At 63.8% G+C, this 13,313-nt stretch carries 13 protein-coding genes; 5 read left to right on the top strand and 8 right to left on the bottom strand.

Translation table 11 applies throughout. From position 1 onward, the window contains the following. Window positions 1-20 precede the first annotated feature (20 nt). The 3 genes from ACCO56_RS03120 to ACCO56_RS03110 are packed head-to-tail and all read left to right on the top strand — an operon-like array spanning window position 21 to window position 1,747. Window positions 21-1,001, top strand: coding sequence for a GlxA family transcriptional regulator (locus ACCO56_RS03120; protein WP_433637507.1), 981 nt, complete (start codon window positions 21-23; stop codon window positions 999-1,001). Between the two features lie 45 nt (window positions 1,002-1,046). Then, window positions 1,047-1,343, top strand: coding sequence for an antitoxin (locus tag ACCO56_RS03115; RefSeq protein ID WP_433637504.1), 297 nt, complete (start codon window positions 1,047-1,049; stop codon window positions 1,341-1,343). A gap of 11 nt (window positions 1,344-1,354) precedes the next feature. Further along, window positions 1,355-1,747, top strand: coding sequence for a type II toxin-antitoxin system VapC family toxin (locus ACCO56_RS03110; RefSeq protein ID WP_433638319.1), 393 nt, complete (start codon window positions 1,355-1,357; stop codon window positions 1,745-1,747). Here ACCO56_RS03110 and pcaF read toward each other — a convergent pair. Genes pcaF through ACCO56_RS03095 form a run of 3 tightly spaced genes read right to left on the bottom strand, consistent with a single transcriptional unit; the run spans window position 1,744 to window position 4,605 of the window. Further along, entirely contained in the window at window positions 1,744-2,949 is a 1,206-nt protein-coding gene (pcaF, locus tag ACCO56_RS03105) for a 3-oxoadipyl-CoA thiolase (RefSeq protein ID WP_433637502.1), read from the bottom strand. The two genes, ACCO56_RS03110 and pcaF, sit on opposite strands and share 4 nt — an antisense overlap. Before the next feature lies 1 nt (window position 2,950). Then, window positions 2,951-3,751: a CoA-transferase subunit beta gene (locus ACCO56_RS03100; protein WP_433637501.1), complete on the bottom strand. Its 801-nt coding sequence runs from the start codon at window positions 3,749-3,751 to the stop codon at window positions 2,951-2,953. Continuing rightward, complete coding sequence (locus tag ACCO56_RS03095) at window positions 3,748-4,605, bottom strand: CoA transferase subunit A (protein WP_433637499.1); 858 nt, start codon at window positions 4,603-4,605, stop codon at window positions 3,748-3,750. Before ACCO56_RS03095 ends, ACCO56_RS03100 begins: the two co-directional genes overlap by 4 nt. A gap of 151 nt (window positions 4,606-4,756) precedes the next feature. Here ACCO56_RS03095 and ACCO56_RS03090 point away from each other — a divergent pair, with 151 nt between their 5' ends. Then, window positions 4,757-5,551 (top strand): IclR family transcriptional regulator domain-containing protein, encoded by a 795-nt coding sequence (locus ACCO56_RS03090; protein ID WP_433637497.1) that lies wholly within the window; start codon window positions 4,757-4,759, stop codon window positions 5,549-5,551. Window positions 5,552-5,652: 101 nt separating this feature from the next. On the opposite strand, the gene ACCO56_RS03085 is transcribed toward ACCO56_RS03090, so the two are convergent. The 3 genes from ACCO56_RS03085 to uxuA are packed head-to-tail and all read right to left on the bottom strand — an operon-like array spanning window position 5,653 to window position 9,013. Beyond that, window positions 5,653-6,336 carry a GntR family transcriptional regulator gene (locus ACCO56_RS03085; RefSeq protein ID WP_433637495.1) on the bottom strand — a complete coding sequence of 228 codons (684 nt, stop codon included), beginning with the start codon at window positions 6,334-6,336 and terminating at the stop codon, window positions 5,653-5,655. Next, window positions 6,324-7,802: a mannitol dehydrogenase family protein gene (locus ACCO56_RS03080; RefSeq protein WP_433637494.1), complete on the bottom strand. Its 1,479-nt coding sequence runs from the start codon at window positions 7,800-7,802 to the stop codon at window positions 6,324-6,326. The genes ACCO56_RS03085 and ACCO56_RS03080 overlap by 13 nt, the downstream gene beginning before the upstream one ends. Beyond that, window positions 7,799-9,013, bottom strand: coding sequence for a mannonate dehydratase (gene uxuA / locus ACCO56_RS03075; RefSeq protein ID WP_433637492.1), 1,215 nt, complete (start codon window positions 9,011-9,013; stop codon window positions 7,799-7,801). The genes ACCO56_RS03080 and uxuA overlap by 4 nt, the downstream gene beginning before the upstream one ends. A 143-nt stretch (window positions 9,014-9,156) precedes the next feature. Between uxuA and ACCO56_RS03070 the strand changes: the two genes are divergently transcribed. Beyond that, a complete protein-coding gene (locus ACCO56_RS03070; protein WP_433637491.1) occupies window positions 9,157-10,254 on the top strand; it encodes a DNA alkylation repair protein in 1,098 nt (365 codons plus the stop codon). Window positions 10,255-10,466: 212 nt separating this feature from the next. On the opposite strand, the gene xylA is transcribed toward ACCO56_RS03070, so the two are convergent. Further along, the gene (gene xylA, locus ACCO56_RS03065; RefSeq protein WP_433637490.1) at window positions 10,467-11,777 is read right to left on the bottom strand and encodes a xylose isomerase; all 1,311 of its coding nucleotides are present in this window, start codon (window positions 11,775-11,777) and stop codon (window positions 10,467-10,469) included. Further along, window positions 11,774-13,228, bottom strand: a complete 1,455-nt coding sequence (xylB, locus tag ACCO56_RS03060) for a xylulokinase (RefSeq protein ID WP_433637487.1) — start codon at window positions 13,226-13,228, stop codon at window positions 11,774-11,776. Before xylB ends, xylA begins: the two co-directional genes overlap by 4 nt. Between the last annotated feature and the right edge of the window lie 85 nt (window positions 13,229-13,313).

Genomic DNA, 13,313 nt, shown 5'->3' with positions numbered 1-13,313 from the left:
TTGCATTTTACGAATGAGGATTGATGAAAAGCGAACCAGCTTCAATCTTTCAGCCAGAGCGTTTTCCGCTCAGGATGACGCTGCTGATCTTTCCCGGTTCCTCGATCATGTGCGTCGCCTCGACGGTCGATCCACTGCGGGCAGCGAACCGAGTGTCAGGCGAAACGTTGTTCGACTGGAAGATCGTTTCGGCCGACGGGAACGCGCCTCTCACCACGGCGGACCTGCCTGTCGCCGTCAGCGGACGCTTCGACGCGCGGGAGGACACGGACGTTCTCATCGTGGTCGGAGGCTTTGGCTCGCGCGAACAAGGCTCTTCGGCCACGCTCGCGTCGATCCGCAAAGCGGCGCGTTCAGCCCGGGCGGTCGGCGGCGTCGAGGCCGGCACCTGGTTCCTCGGCCGTGCCGGTCTGCTCGACGGCCGCTCGGCGACGACCCATTGGGAGGATCTGGAGGATTTCGCGGCGGCCTTTCCGGAAGCAGACGTGCGGCCGGACCGCTACATCATCGATGGACCGGTCTTCACCACGGGAGGAGCCTCACCGACCTTCGACTTGATGCTGCACCTCATCCGCACCCGGCTCGGCATGGCGGTGGCGCTCGATGTGGCGAGCGTCTTCATTTATGACCAAGCGCGCGCTGCTACCGACGCACAGCCATTAGTGTCCCTTGGGCGGCTCGACGGCTACGATCCCCGTCTTGCCCAGGCCGTGCGGCTCATGGAGGCGCATGTCGACCAGCCCTTGACGATCGCCGCGATCGCCAAGCGGGCCGGGGTTTCGGCTCGCACTTTGGAGAAGATCTTCAACCACGCGATCGGCGAGACGCCAGGCGCATACTACCAGCGGCTGCGCCTCCTTGCGGCGCGGCGCCTGGTGCTCGACACCGCGGTGCCCATGGCCGACATCGCCGCGCGCACAGGCTTTTCGAGCGCCGCCGCATTTTCACGAGCGTTCTCGCATATGTTCGGCGAGGCGCCAGTGAGATTACGCCGACAGTGAACGCTGGCGTACCGCCTTGCTGTGCCCTGCCACGAGATATATATCATGGTATATATCATGTGTTTGGAGGCTCTGGAGGGGACAGCAGTTGCCAAGTTGTTCATGAACGGTCGGAGCCAAGCCGTTCGCCTGCCTGCCGAGTTCCGGTTCAAAGGAACGGAGGTCGAGATTTGGCGTGATCCGGAGACAGGGCACGTCGTTCTTGCGGAAAAACCTCAACGAACAGGTTCTTGGGATAAGTTCTTTGCCGCGGTCAATATGCTCAGGTCTGAGGATATTCCGGACGATTTCATGAAGGATCGGGATCAGGGCGCACAGGAGCGGGACGACCCGTTCAAGTGACCCGCCGTTCTATGCTCGACACGAATGCCGTCAGCCGGATCGTCACGAAACGATCGGCACCGGCCTTGAAGCGGATAAGCCGGCTTCCGCCGCGGGACCTATGTGTTTCGGTCATCACATTCGGCGAAATCAGATCCGGTTTGGTGAGACGCCCGGAAGCAACCCGGCTGGCGACAGCAACCACTGACTTCTTCGCGGAAATCGACGTGCTGCATTGGACCGAGGACTGCGCGATGGTTTACGGTCGCCTTCGCGCAACCTTGGAGCGCATGGGAAAATCCCTAGGCCCAATCGACATGCTCATCGCGGCCCACGCCCTTACGGTCGGCGCGACGCTGGTGACCAGCGATCGCGCCTTCCACTTCGTCCCCGACCTCGCTATCGAGGATTGGTTGGAGAGTTAGGCCCTCTCCAGCGCCACCGCGATGCCCTGCCCCACGCCGATGCACATGGTGGCGAGCGCGAGTTTCGCGCCGCGCTCCCTGAGTTCCAGCGCCGCCGTTCCCGAAATCCGCGCCCCGGACATGCCGAGCGGGTGGCCGAGCGCGATCGCACCGCCATTCGGGTTCACGTGCTCCGCGTCCTCGGCGATTCCGAGTTCGCGGAGCACGGCGATGCCTTGGGAGGCAAAGGCTTCATTGAGTTCGACCACGTCGAAATCGGCCGGCTCGAGGCCGAGCCGGGCGCAGAGCTTCTTGGTCGCAGGTGCCGGTCCGATGCCCATGACACGCGGGGCGACGCCCGCTGTCGCTCCGCCCAGGACACGGGCGATCGGCGTGAGGCCATACTTTCTGGCGGCAGCCTCCGAAGCGACGATCAGCGCGGCCGCACCGTCGTTGACGCCCGAGGCGTTGCCAGCCGTCACGGTACCACCCTGACGGAACGGCGTGGGCAGCTTGGCGAGGGTCTCGACCGTGGTTCCGGCGCGAGGATGCTCGTCCTTGTCGACGATCACCGGATCGCCCTTGCGCTGCGGGATGGTTACCGGCGCGATCTCCTTCGCCAGCCTGCCGCTCTTCTGTGCCGCCACGGCCTTCTCCTGGCTGCGCACGGCGAAGGCGTCCTGGTCGACGCGGCTCACCTTGAAATCCTCGGCGACGTTCTCGCCGGTCTCCGGCATGGAATCGACGCCGTACTGCTTCTTCATCAGCGGATTGACGAAGCGCCAGCCGATGGTGGTGTCGTAAATCTCGGCATTGCGGGAGAAAGCACTGTCGGCCTTGGGCAGCACGAATGGCGCACGCGACATCGATTCCACGCCGCCGACCACCATCAACTCGGCCTCGCCAGACTTGACCGCGCGCGCGGCGATGATGAGCGCATCCATGCCCGAGCCGCAGAGGCGATTGACCGTCGAGCCGGGGATCTCCTTCGGCAGCCCGGCCAGAAGCAAGGACATGCGCGCCACGTTGCGGTTGTCTTCTCCGGCCTGGTTGGCGCAGCCGAAGACCACGTCATCGACCGCTTGCCAATCGACCGAACCGTTGCGCTCGACCAGCGCTTTCAGCGGGATCGCGCCGAGATCGTCGGCGCGCACTGAAGAGAGCGATCCGCCGAAACGACCGATCGGCGTGCGGATGTAATCGCAAATGAAAGCTTCAGCCATCTTACGCCGCCTTTCCGGTCTTGGCTGTTCCCTGATGGGCAGCCTTGGTGCGCGCCTGCAGGTCGCGCAACGTTTTGAGCTCGAGTTCGGTGGGAGCAGGCGTGACCGCGACCTCTTCGGCGAACTTGACCGGCCAGCCGCAGGTCTCCTGGACCTGCTCGCGCGTGACGCCTGGATGCATGGAAACGACCGTGAACTCCTTGGTGACCGGGTCCGGCTTCCAGATCGCCAGATCGGTGATCAACAGCGTCGGACCTTTGGTGTCGATGCCGAGACGCTGGCGATGGTCGCCGCCCTCGCCATGGCCGAAGGAAGTGAAGAAGTCGATCTTCTCGACCATGCCGCGCTTCGATTGAGCCAAGGTGATGTAGACCTCCTGCGAGGAGGTGGCGATCTCCGGCGCGCCGCCGCCGCCGGGCAGCCGGGTCTTCGGCTTGTGATAGTCGCCGATGACAGTGGTGTTGATGTTGCCGAACCTGTCGATCTGGGCCGCGCCCAGGAAGCCGATCGTGATGCGGCCGCCCTGCAGCCAGTAGCGGAACATCTCCGGCACGGAGACCGTGGTCACCGCCGTCTCGCACAGTTCGCCGTCGCCGATCGACAACGGCAGCACGTCAGGCGCCGTGCCGATCGTGCCGCTTTCGTAGATCAGGGTGATGTCGGGCGCATGCGTCAGCCGCGCCACGTTGCAGGCCGCCGAGGGCGCGCCGATGCCGACGAAGCATACGTCGTCGTTCTTCAGCGCCCGGCTAGCGGCGATGGTCATCATTTCGTTGGGCGTAAAGCCGAGATCGGTGCTCATGCGTCTTTCCTCAGATGGGCGACCCGCCCGGCGAAATCGTCGGCGGTCTTCTCGATCACGTTCTTCTGCATCCATTCGCGGAACTTCTCGCGGTCCGACGCGATCTCGTCCCATTCCAGATAGGCGGCGTTGTCGCGGATATAATAGCCATGCGTATAGGAGGGATGAGCCCCGCCCGGCACGAGCGCGATTGCCGTGACCGTCCAACTTGGCAGGACAGTCAGGTTCGGGTGGAGATCGTCGAAACTGTCGACGACCTCCTCCACGGTCACCACCGCGCGTTTGGCGGCGAGAACGGCTTCCTTCTGGATACCGATGATGCCTTCGACCAGGACGTTGCCCTTCTTGTCGGCCTTCTGGGCGTGGATGAAGGTCACGTCCGGGCGCACAGCCGGCACGGCGGCGAGCTTCTCGCCGGTGAACGGGCAGGTGATCGACTTGATGTTCGGATTGACCTCGGCGAGGCCGGCGCCGCGATACCCGCGGAACACGGCGAAGGGCATGCCTGCCGCGCCCGCCTCATAGGCGTTTGCCATGCCGGCATGAGAATGCTCTTCGACCTCGACGGAACGCGGCCAGCCGTTCTCGATCGAGTCGCGCGCGCGGCGCAACAGGCCCACGCCAGGATTGCCCACATAGGAAAAGACGATCTTCTTCGCCATGCCCATGCCGATCATCTGATCGTAGACGAGATCGGGCGTCATGCGGATCAGCGTCAGGTCCTTGAAGCCCTGGCGGATCGCCTCATGCGCGGCGGCCGTTGGAATGAGATGCGTGAACCCCTCGAAGGCGACGGCGTCGCCGTCTTTCAGGTTCTCCGCCACAGCCTGGCTGAGCGGCATGAACTTTGCCATTGCGCGTACTCCGAATTGCGCCAGAGCGGCGGCCACCGCCTGACCTTTTTTTGCCCCGGCTTCGGATTCTCCGAAACCCAACATGTTCGTATTGCGAACATATGTTCTTTATGCGATACATTCCTATATGAGCGCTCAAGAGGAGTCAAATGTGGCGGAGACCGGCCGCGGGGAAACCGGGGATGGGCACTCGCGCGATCATGTGGCTTCGCTCGAACGCGGGCTCGGCGTGATGGAGATCCTGGCTGCGCACCCGGCCGGACTGACGCTCAGCGAGATGGCGGAAAAGGCCGGACTGACCCGAGCCGGTGCCCGCCGCTTCCTTCTCACCCTGGTCGCCACGGGATATGCTACGCAGAACGGCCGGCGCTTTTTCCTGTCGCCCCGTCTGATCTCGCTCGCCCGGACCTGGCTGTCGGGCGCTTCGCTTTGGACCTATGCCGAGCCCTTCATGCGCGAGGTGTCATCGACCCTGAACGAATCCTGCTCGGCGGGCATACTCTCCGGCGAAGACGTGGTCTACGTGGCCCGAGTGCCGAGCCGTCATCTCTTGAGCGTCGCCCTGAATGTCGGCACCCATCTGCCCGCCTATTGCACTTCGATGGGACGGGTCCTCCTCTCGGACCTTTCGCCTGAGGCGCTCGAGATCTTCCTGGCCAAGGCCACGATCCGAGCGAACACCCCCAAGACGATCACCAGTCGGACCGAACTCGCCAAGTTGATCGCGCGTGCCCGGGAACAGGGTTATGCCAGCGTGGACGACCAACTGGAACGCGGCCTGCGCTCGGTCGCCGTTCCGATCCGTGATCGCTCGGGCGCCATCGTCGCGGCGATCAACGCTTCGACGCAGTCGGCGCGCTTCTCGGTCGAAGAAATGGAACGCGTGTTCCTGCCTCACCTCCAGCGAGCGGCCGCGCGGATCGAAGACTTCTTCGTCGCCAAATAGATAGATGATACCAATGGTCGGTCGGATTGACCGCTGGAGCGCGCGACCTTCCGTCGGCGACTGGGGCGTCCTGGATGTACCAACATGCAGGAACAGTGGTATTACGCGTCGAGCACTGACTCGACATGTCTTGCCATTTCGTGGGCGGCGCGCTCGCCGTCGGCCGAGCGTATCGCATCGAGTATGCGCAGATGGTCGCCATAGGCCTGCCGCGACCGGCCCGGGGTCGTCGAAAGGAGCAGGAATCTCTCGCGGTCGACATGCGCCTTGATCGAGTGGACGAGCTGCCAGGCATTGGGCACGTCGGCCATCCTGGCGAGCAACGCGTGGAACTCCTCGTCCGCATCGAAGAAGCTGGCGTAATCGTCGATCTCGGCCGCGGTGGCCTGCCGCTCCATCACGGACGCCAGTGCCGCCTCGTCGAGCCCCGTCGTCGCCAGGCGCCGCACCACTTGCTGCTCGATCGCCGAGCGCACGAACAGTGCCTCCTCAAGACGAGAACTGTCGGGCGGGGCGACCACAGAACCGACCTGTGGCCGCGTGACGATCAAGCCCTCATTGCCAAGTTGCTGGAGCGCGCTGCGCAGCGGAGTTCGCGACACGAGGCAATGCGAGGCGATGTCGTTTTCGTGGATCGGCGTGCCGCCCGGCAGCCGTCCATCGACTATGCGATGCCGCAGCGCCGCATAGATCTGCGGGCCGATCGCCTGGCCGCGATCGATGTTTATTCCGGCAAGCGCCTGCGCGAGGTCGAAACCCTCCGGCACATGCTTTACACGCGGCATGTCTCGGCCTCACGGGCAACCGCGCGCCGCATGCCTTCGGCCAGCATCGGCTGAAGCTTGTGCTGCAACGCGTCGCGCCATTTCGCCGATCCGGTCAATTCCTCCGGGAACAGCCCCGGCAAAGCGAGAAGGTGGTCGGCGACTGCATTCGCATCGCGACGGGAGCCGGCGAGCGCCGTCGCGATCTCGCTCTCTCGCGGGTCGCGTAGCACATAGATGTCTCCCCTGTCCGTCATGCCGAGAGCGTAGCGCATCCAGGCGGCGACGGCGAAGGCATAGCTATCCAATGGGAGACCTCGCCGCAGCGCGATCAGGGCCGGTTCGATGATCCGCTGAGGTAGTTTTTGCGAGCCGTCCATGGCGATCTGCCACGTCTCATGCGCCATCGCCGGATTGGCGAAGCGCTCGCGAAGCTGCCCCGCATAGCCCTGGAGGTCCACACCCGGGACGGGCTCCAACGTGCGCGCGGCTTCGCGCATGTGGCGCGCGGCGAGCAGGGCAAGATCCGCGTCGGCCATCACGTCGCGCACATATTTGTGGCCGGCGAGGAAGCCCGAATAGGCCAGCATGGAATGCGTGCCGTTGAGCATCCTGAGCTTCATCTTTTCGTAAGGCGCGACATCCCCTACGAACAGCGCCCCCCCCGCTTCCCATTCCGGCCTGCCGGCAACGAACTCGTCCTCTATGATCCATTGCGAGAAGGGCTCGGTCTCGACAGCTGCATAGTCCTCGCGGCCGGTGGCGGCCAGCGTGTCGGCGAATGTCTTGTCCGTACTTGCCGGCGTGATGCGGTCCACCATGGTCGAGGGAAAGCTGACTTCGCCTTCCAGATAGGGAACCATGTTGGCGTTCCTTGCCGCCGCGAACTCGAGCGCCAGCCGGCGCAGGACCTTGCCGTTCGACGGCAGGTTGTCGCAACAAAGGACGGTGAAGGGCTGCTGTCCGCGGTTCCTGCGGTGCTGCAGCGCCGCCACGATGAGCCCTACCGCGCTTTGCATGCTCGTGGGCTCGGCAAGGTCGGCCGCAAGCGCCGGATGGTTGCGATCGAGCCCGCCTGTCTTGGGGTCGAGCCCATAACCTTTTTCGGTGATGGTGAGGCTGACGATCCTTGTCTCCGGCTTCGTCAGCGCAGCGAGCACCGCCGCTCGATCGCCGGGGGCGACCAGCACCCCCGCGATACTGCCGACGATGCGTGCGGACGTGCCCTCAGGGCCGCGCGTGAGCAGCGTATAGAGTCCCTTCTGCGGATTGAGCGCGGCGGCCACGTCGGGCGAGCGCAGGCTGACGCCGGTGATCATCCAGTCGCCGCCGGATCCTTCCAGCGCGTCGTCGGTGTAGACGGCCTGGTGAGCCTTGTGGAAGGCACCAGTCCCCAGATGCACGATGCCGCTCGGCCGGCGGCGGTCGTATGACGGTTTGCTCACTCCTTGCTTCAAGCCCGTCAGACTGTCGAGCCGCGCATTCATAGGCCGATCTCCGGATGGGAAAGCGCCGCCATCACGCCGCGCAGTTCCGCTAGCCCTTTCAGCCGGCCGATCGCCGGATAGCCAGGCTGCGCGCCCCGCTCGAGATCATCGAGTATATCCTGTCCATGGTCGGGCCGCATCGGGATCTCGGCATCGCCGCGGCCGTTTTCGCGGCGCCGCCGCTCTTCGCTGAGAAGCGCCGCGACGACGGCTACCATGTCGGTGTCGCCGGCAAGGTGCTCGTCCTCGAAGAAGGAGCACGGCACTTCATCTGTATCGCGACTGACGTTGCGCAGATGCACGAAATGAATGCGCGGCGCGAGTTCCCTCACCATGGCCGGCAGATCGTTGTCAGGGCGGGCGCCGAGCGAACCCGTGCAGAAAGTCGCCCCGCTGGCCGGGCTGTCGACGGCGTCGAGCACGTGGCGGTAGTCGGATAACGACGACATGACGCGCGGCAGGCCGAGCAGCGGGAAAGGCGGATCGTCGGGATGACAGCAGAGCCTAAGCCCCAGCTTCTCCGCGGTGGGCACGACTTCCGACAGGAAGTCCATGAGATGCCGGCGCAGCTTGTCCGGTCCGACCCGGTCATAGGTCGAAAGATGTTCCTTGATGCTTTCCAAGGACCAGTGTTCCTGAGCTCCCGGCAGGCCGGCGGTGATGTTGGCGGCGAGTTGTCTCTGACGCTCGTCACTCATCGACGCAAAGCGTCTTCTCGCCTCCGCGACCACCGGCACTGGAAAACTCTCGGCTGCGCCCTTTCGCGCCAATATGTGGATGTCGAAAGCGGCGAAATCGACAAGGTCGAAACGCATTGCCGTGCCGCCATGGGCAACCCGCCAGGCAAGATCCGTGCGGGTCCAATCCAGTACCGGCATGAAATTGTAGCAGACGACGGGAATGGCAGCCCGCGCCAGATTCTCGAGGCTGCGCCGGTAGTGGATGATATGGGCTCGCCAGTCGCCGGTCTGGGTCTTTATGGCCTCCGACACCGGGAGGCTCTCGACCACTTCCCATTTGAGGTGCGTCATGCCCCTTCCGTCGGGATGAAAAGCCACCTCGCGCTGCCTTTTCTCGATCTCCTCCGGCCGCCAGATCTCGCCGGTGGGCACGTGATGCAGCGCGGTGACGATACCTTCCACGCCCGCTTGTCGCGCATCCGCCAGCGTGACCTTGTCCGGCGGACCGAACCATCGCCATGTCTGACGCATAAACCCTCCTCGAATGCTGGCAATAACTAGTATTCAAGTTTCCGAATGATCGGTCAAGAAGTGCCGCCGCTCGCCTATCCTGACCACAGGCTGTCAGGAGCATGTGGTAGGAACGGCCCGTCGTAACGATCAGCGGGCCCGCCATGCCGGAAGAGAATTCCCTGCTTCTCAAGGAAATCATCAATCGCGACAGGCTCGCCCACATCGCGCAAGAGACCGCTGCGATCAGCAGCGGGTTCGACGCGGCGCGGTTCAAGGCGCTCGCCATGGAGAACCTCGATGGGCTGGCCATCATGCAGCGGATTCGCCGGGTCGCTACGAGCCTGCACCTCACCCTCCCCGGCAGCTATGCCGACAACGTCGATGTGCTTTGTGCCCTTGCCCCGCGCATCAACCACAGCTTCGCCTCGATCGCGCTGGCGGAGTATGTCGCGCTCTACGGCCAGGATCATTTCGACCTCTCCATGAAAGCACTGCGGTTCCTCACCCGTTTCGGCTCAGCAGAATTCGCCGTCCGGCCGTTCCTCGCGCGCGACCTCGAGCGAACGCTCACCGTCATGGAAGGCTGGGCGCGTGACGAAAACGAGCATGTGCGCCGGCTGGCCAGCGAGGGCTCCCGGCCGCGCCTGCCGTGGTCCTTCCAGCTCAAGGAGTTGGTCGTCGATCCGCAGCCGGTGGCCTGCATCCTCGAAGCATTGAAGAGCGATCCCAGTCTCTATGTCCGCAAGTCCGTCGCCAACCACCTGAACGATATTACAAAGAACCACCCGGGATGGGTGCTCGAACGGCTGGCGCAATGGCCGATGGATAATCCCCATACGAAATGGATCGCCCGGCATGCGCTGCGGACGCTGATCAAGAAAGGCGATCGTGGCGCGCTTGCCGTCATCGGCGCGGGCGGAAGAACACAGGTGCGGATCGCGAATTTCGCGATCGTTCCCAGCGGGATCACCCTCGGCGAACGCATCGCGCTCAACGCCTCCATAATTTCGACTTCCGATCAGCCGCAGCGTCTCGTAGTCGACTATGCCATTCATTACGTGAAGAAGAGTGGAATGCCGTCGCGCAAGGTCTTCAAGCTGAAGGAGATGGACCTCACACCGGCAGACACGCGCGAGCTCTCGGCCAGCCAGTTGATCCGCGATTTCACAACCAGGAAGCACTATGCCGGCCACCATCGCGTGGAGCTCGTGGTGAATGGCGAAGTGCTTGCCGAGAGTGGGTTTGAGCTCACGATTTGAGGAGCCTGTAGCCCCTCACCCGGCCTCCGCTTCGCTCGGCACCCTCTCCCCGTCGGGGAGAGGAGATCGTGAGACGTCCCAACTGAGTGGCATTTTCCAGATTGGCACGGGTGTCGAATATCTCCTCTCCCCAGCGGGGGCCCCAGCGGGGAGAGGGTGGCCGAGCGAAGCGGAGGCCGGGTGAGGGAGCGTTTCAGAAATGGCGCTATCCCTCAGACATACCGATTGACGACATTCTCCAGATACTCCTGACGGCCGGACCTCGGCTGCGGTTCTATCTTCTTCTTCACCACGCGGTCGGCAATCTCCTCGAGCGAGCGCTTGCCGGCCAGCATCGCCTTTGCCTCTGTCGACCTCCAGCCCGAATAACGCTCTTCCAGCGGAGCCGAAAGCGCCTTGTCCTCGATCATGCGGGCCGCGGCCTTGAGCCCACGGGCGCAGCAATCCATGCCGCCTATATGGGCGATCAACAGGTCGTCGGGGTCGAGCGACTGACGGCGCAGCTTGGCATCGAAATTCGTACCGCCGGTCTTGAAGCCGCCGGCAAGCAGCACCTGATAATAGGCGAGCGTCATTTCCGGCACGTTGTTGGGGAACTGGTCCGTATCCCAACCTGATTGATAGTCATTCCGGTTCATGTCGATCGAGCCGAAGATGCCCAGCGCGTTGGCCAGGGCGAGCTCATGCTCGAAGGAATGTCCCGCAAGGATCGCGTGTCCCTGCTCGATATTGACCTTCACCTCCTTCTCTAGCCCATATCGCTTGAGGAAGCCGTACACTGTCGCCACATCGTAGTCGTACTGGTGCTTGGTCGGCTCCTGTGGCTTGGGCTCGATCAGGATGGTGCCCTTGAAGCCGATCTTGTGCTTGTAGTCGACGACCAGCGACAGGAACCGCCCGAGTTGGTCGAGCTCGCGACGCATGTCGGAGTTGAGCAAGGTCTCGTAGCCCTCACGACCGCCCCACAGTACGTAGTTCTCGCCCTTCAGCCGCTTGGTGACGTCGATGCACTTCTTCACCGTGGCGGCGGCGTAGGCGAAAACGTCAGGGTCGGGATTGGTGGCGGCGCCCGCCATGTAGCGGCGGTTGGAGAAGAGGTTGGCGGTGCCCCAGAGAAGCTTGACGCCGGATTGCTTCATCTTGCCTTCGAACACGTCGGCGATCTCGTCGAGCCGGGCAGCGCTCTCGGCAAAGGTCGAGGCTTCCGGCCTCACATCGGCGTCGTGGAAGCAGAAATAAGGAACGTCGAGCAGGGAAAACATCTCGAAAGCGACGTCGGCCTTGAACCTGGCCTGCTCCATCGTCTCGCCGAACCAGGGACGCTCGAATGTCTGGCCGCCGAACGGATCGCCGCCGGGCCAGGTGAAGGAGTGCCAATAGGCGACGGCGAAGCGAAGGTGGTCTTCCAGCCTTTTGCCCAGCACCACCTCGTCCTTGTCGTAGAAGCGATAGGCGAGCGGGTTCGTCGATTCAGGTCCTTCATACTTGATCGGCTTGACATCGCCGAAGAATCCGGTGCTCACGATGAAACTCCTCTGATGGCGGGATAGGAGGCGCGGTAGCGCTGATAGGCGCCGGCATAGGCTTCGGCGAGACGACCGTCCGGCTCGATCACCGCGCCAGCTACAGGCGGCGTGCAGATGGTGAACGGATCGGCTGTTTCCGCGGCAATCAGCCCAAGCCGGGCGGCACCGAAAGCCGCGCCGAATTCGCCGTCGGCGGGGATGTCGACAGGCAATTGCAGCGCCGTGGCAAGCGCCTTGAGCCAGTAGCGCGACCGAGCCCCCCCGCCGATCGCGGTGACGCGCGACAGTTCCGTGCCGGCGACGCGCAGGGCTTCCAGGCTGTCGCGAAAAGCGAAGGCGACGCCTTCGAGGACGGCCTGGGCAAGCGTGGCGCGGTCCGATTCATGTCCGAGCCCGGTAAAGGCTCCGCGGATCACGGAATCGTTGTAAGGCGTGCGCTCCCCCGACAGGTAAGGCAAGAAGGTCACGCCTGTCGGCGCCTTGAGATCGCGCCCGAGTTCGGCGGTGAGCTCGGCCGCCCCCTTGCCGGTGATGCCGGAAAGCCAGTTGAGCGAATCCGTCGCCGACAGGATGACGCCCATCTGGTGCCAGGTATCGGGCAGCGCGTGACAGAATGTATGGATAGCGCTTTCGGGACTGGGCAGGTAGCTGGCATTGGCGGCGAACAGCACGCCCGAGGTGCCGAGCGAAGCGAATGCCGCGCCGGGTCTCACCGTGCCCATGCCGCAGGCAGAGGCCGCGTTGTCCCCTGCTCCGCCGGCCACAGTGACCTTGCCCGTAATTCCCCACCGGGCGGCGAGTTCGGCGCGCAGCGTGCCTGCCGGCTCGGTGCCTTCGACCAGCGCCGGCATCTGACGTTCGTCCATGCCCGTCGCCGCCAACAATTCAGGCGACCATGCGCGGCTGGCGACATCGAGCCATGACGTGCCGGCCGAATCCGACATTTCCGACATGGTCTCTCCGGTTAGCCAAAGCCGCAGAAAATCCTTGGGCAAGAGCACTTTGTGCACTGCACGAAAGATCTCCGGCTCGTTTTTCGCCACCCATGCCAGCTTGGGAGCGGTGAAGCCGGGGAAGACGATGTTGCCTGTGATCTGGCGGAACCGCGGGTCTTCATCGAGCGCCCGCGCCTCGGCGTGGCTGCGCGTGTCATTCCAAAGTATGCAGGGCCGGAGCACCCGATCACCTTCGCCGAGAAGCGTCGCACCATGCATCTGGCCCGACAGCCCAATGCCGCGGACGACGGCCAGCGCTCTTGGATAGGCTACCTTGAGTTCTCCCACGGCGGCTTCGGTAGCAGCGATCCAGTCTTCGGGGTCCTGCTCGGACCAGCCAGGGTGCGGGCGTGAAACGTCGAGATCGCTGCTTGCCGAGCCTACGACGTTCTGGTCGGCGTCGATCAGCAGTGCCTTGACGCCCGACGTGCCGAGATCGAGCCCGAGATACATGATTTCGCTCCTCCCGATTGGGCGTCAGCCCTGTGGCATTTCCTCCGGAGCTAAGCAGAATATGAAAACACCGCAGGGCGCAACT

Origin of the sequence: Mesorhizobium sp. 1B3, from assembly GCF_050958605.1 — a bacterium.
Lineage (GTDB): Bacteria > Pseudomonadota > Alphaproteobacteria > Rhizobiales > Rhizobiaceae.
The sequence above is the reverse complement of the archived record's forward strand: the minus strand, read 5'-3'. Positions and strand labels throughout refer to the sequence as shown.

Excerpts from the sequence above, each read along its gene's own strand:
- ACCO56_RS03115 (WP_433637504.1), top strand. The coding sequence starts at position 1,047 with ATGGTATATATCATGTGTTTGGAGGCTCTGGAGGGGACAGCAGTTGCC.
- ACCO56_RS03110 (WP_433638319.1), top strand. The coding sequence starts at position 1,355 with ATGCTCGACACGAATGCCGTCAGCCGGATCGTCACGAAACGATCGGCA.
- pcaF (WP_433637502.1), bottom strand. The coding sequence starts at position 2,949 with ATGGCTGAAGCTTTCATTTGCGATTACATCCGCACGCCGATCGGTCGT.
- ACCO56_RS03100 (WP_433637501.1), bottom strand. The coding sequence starts at position 3,751 with ATGAGCACCGATCTCGGCTTTACGCCCAACGAAATGATGACCATCGCC.
- ACCO56_RS03095 (WP_433637499.1), bottom strand. The coding sequence starts at position 4,605 with ATGGCAAAGTTCATGCCGCTCAGCCAGGCTGTGGCGGAGAACCTGAAA.
- ACCO56_RS03085 (WP_433637495.1), bottom strand. The coding sequence starts at position 6,336 with ATGCCGCGTGTAAAGCATGTGCCGGAGGGTTTCGACCTCGCGCAGGCG.
- ACCO56_RS03080 (WP_433637494.1), bottom strand. The coding sequence starts at position 7,802 with ATGAATGCGCGGCTCGACAGTCTGACGGGCTTGAAGCAAGGAGTGAGC.
- uxuA (WP_433637492.1), bottom strand. The coding sequence starts at position 9,013 with ATGCGTCAGACATGGCGATGGTTCGGTCCGCCGGACAAGGTCACGCTG.
- ACCO56_RS03070 (WP_433637491.1), top strand. The coding sequence starts at position 9,157 with ATGCCGGAAGAGAATTCCCTGCTTCTCAAGGAAATCATCAATCGCGAC.
- xylB (WP_433637487.1), bottom strand. The coding sequence starts at position 13,228 with ATGTATCTCGGGCTCGATCTCGGCACGTCGGGCGTCAAGGCACTGCTG.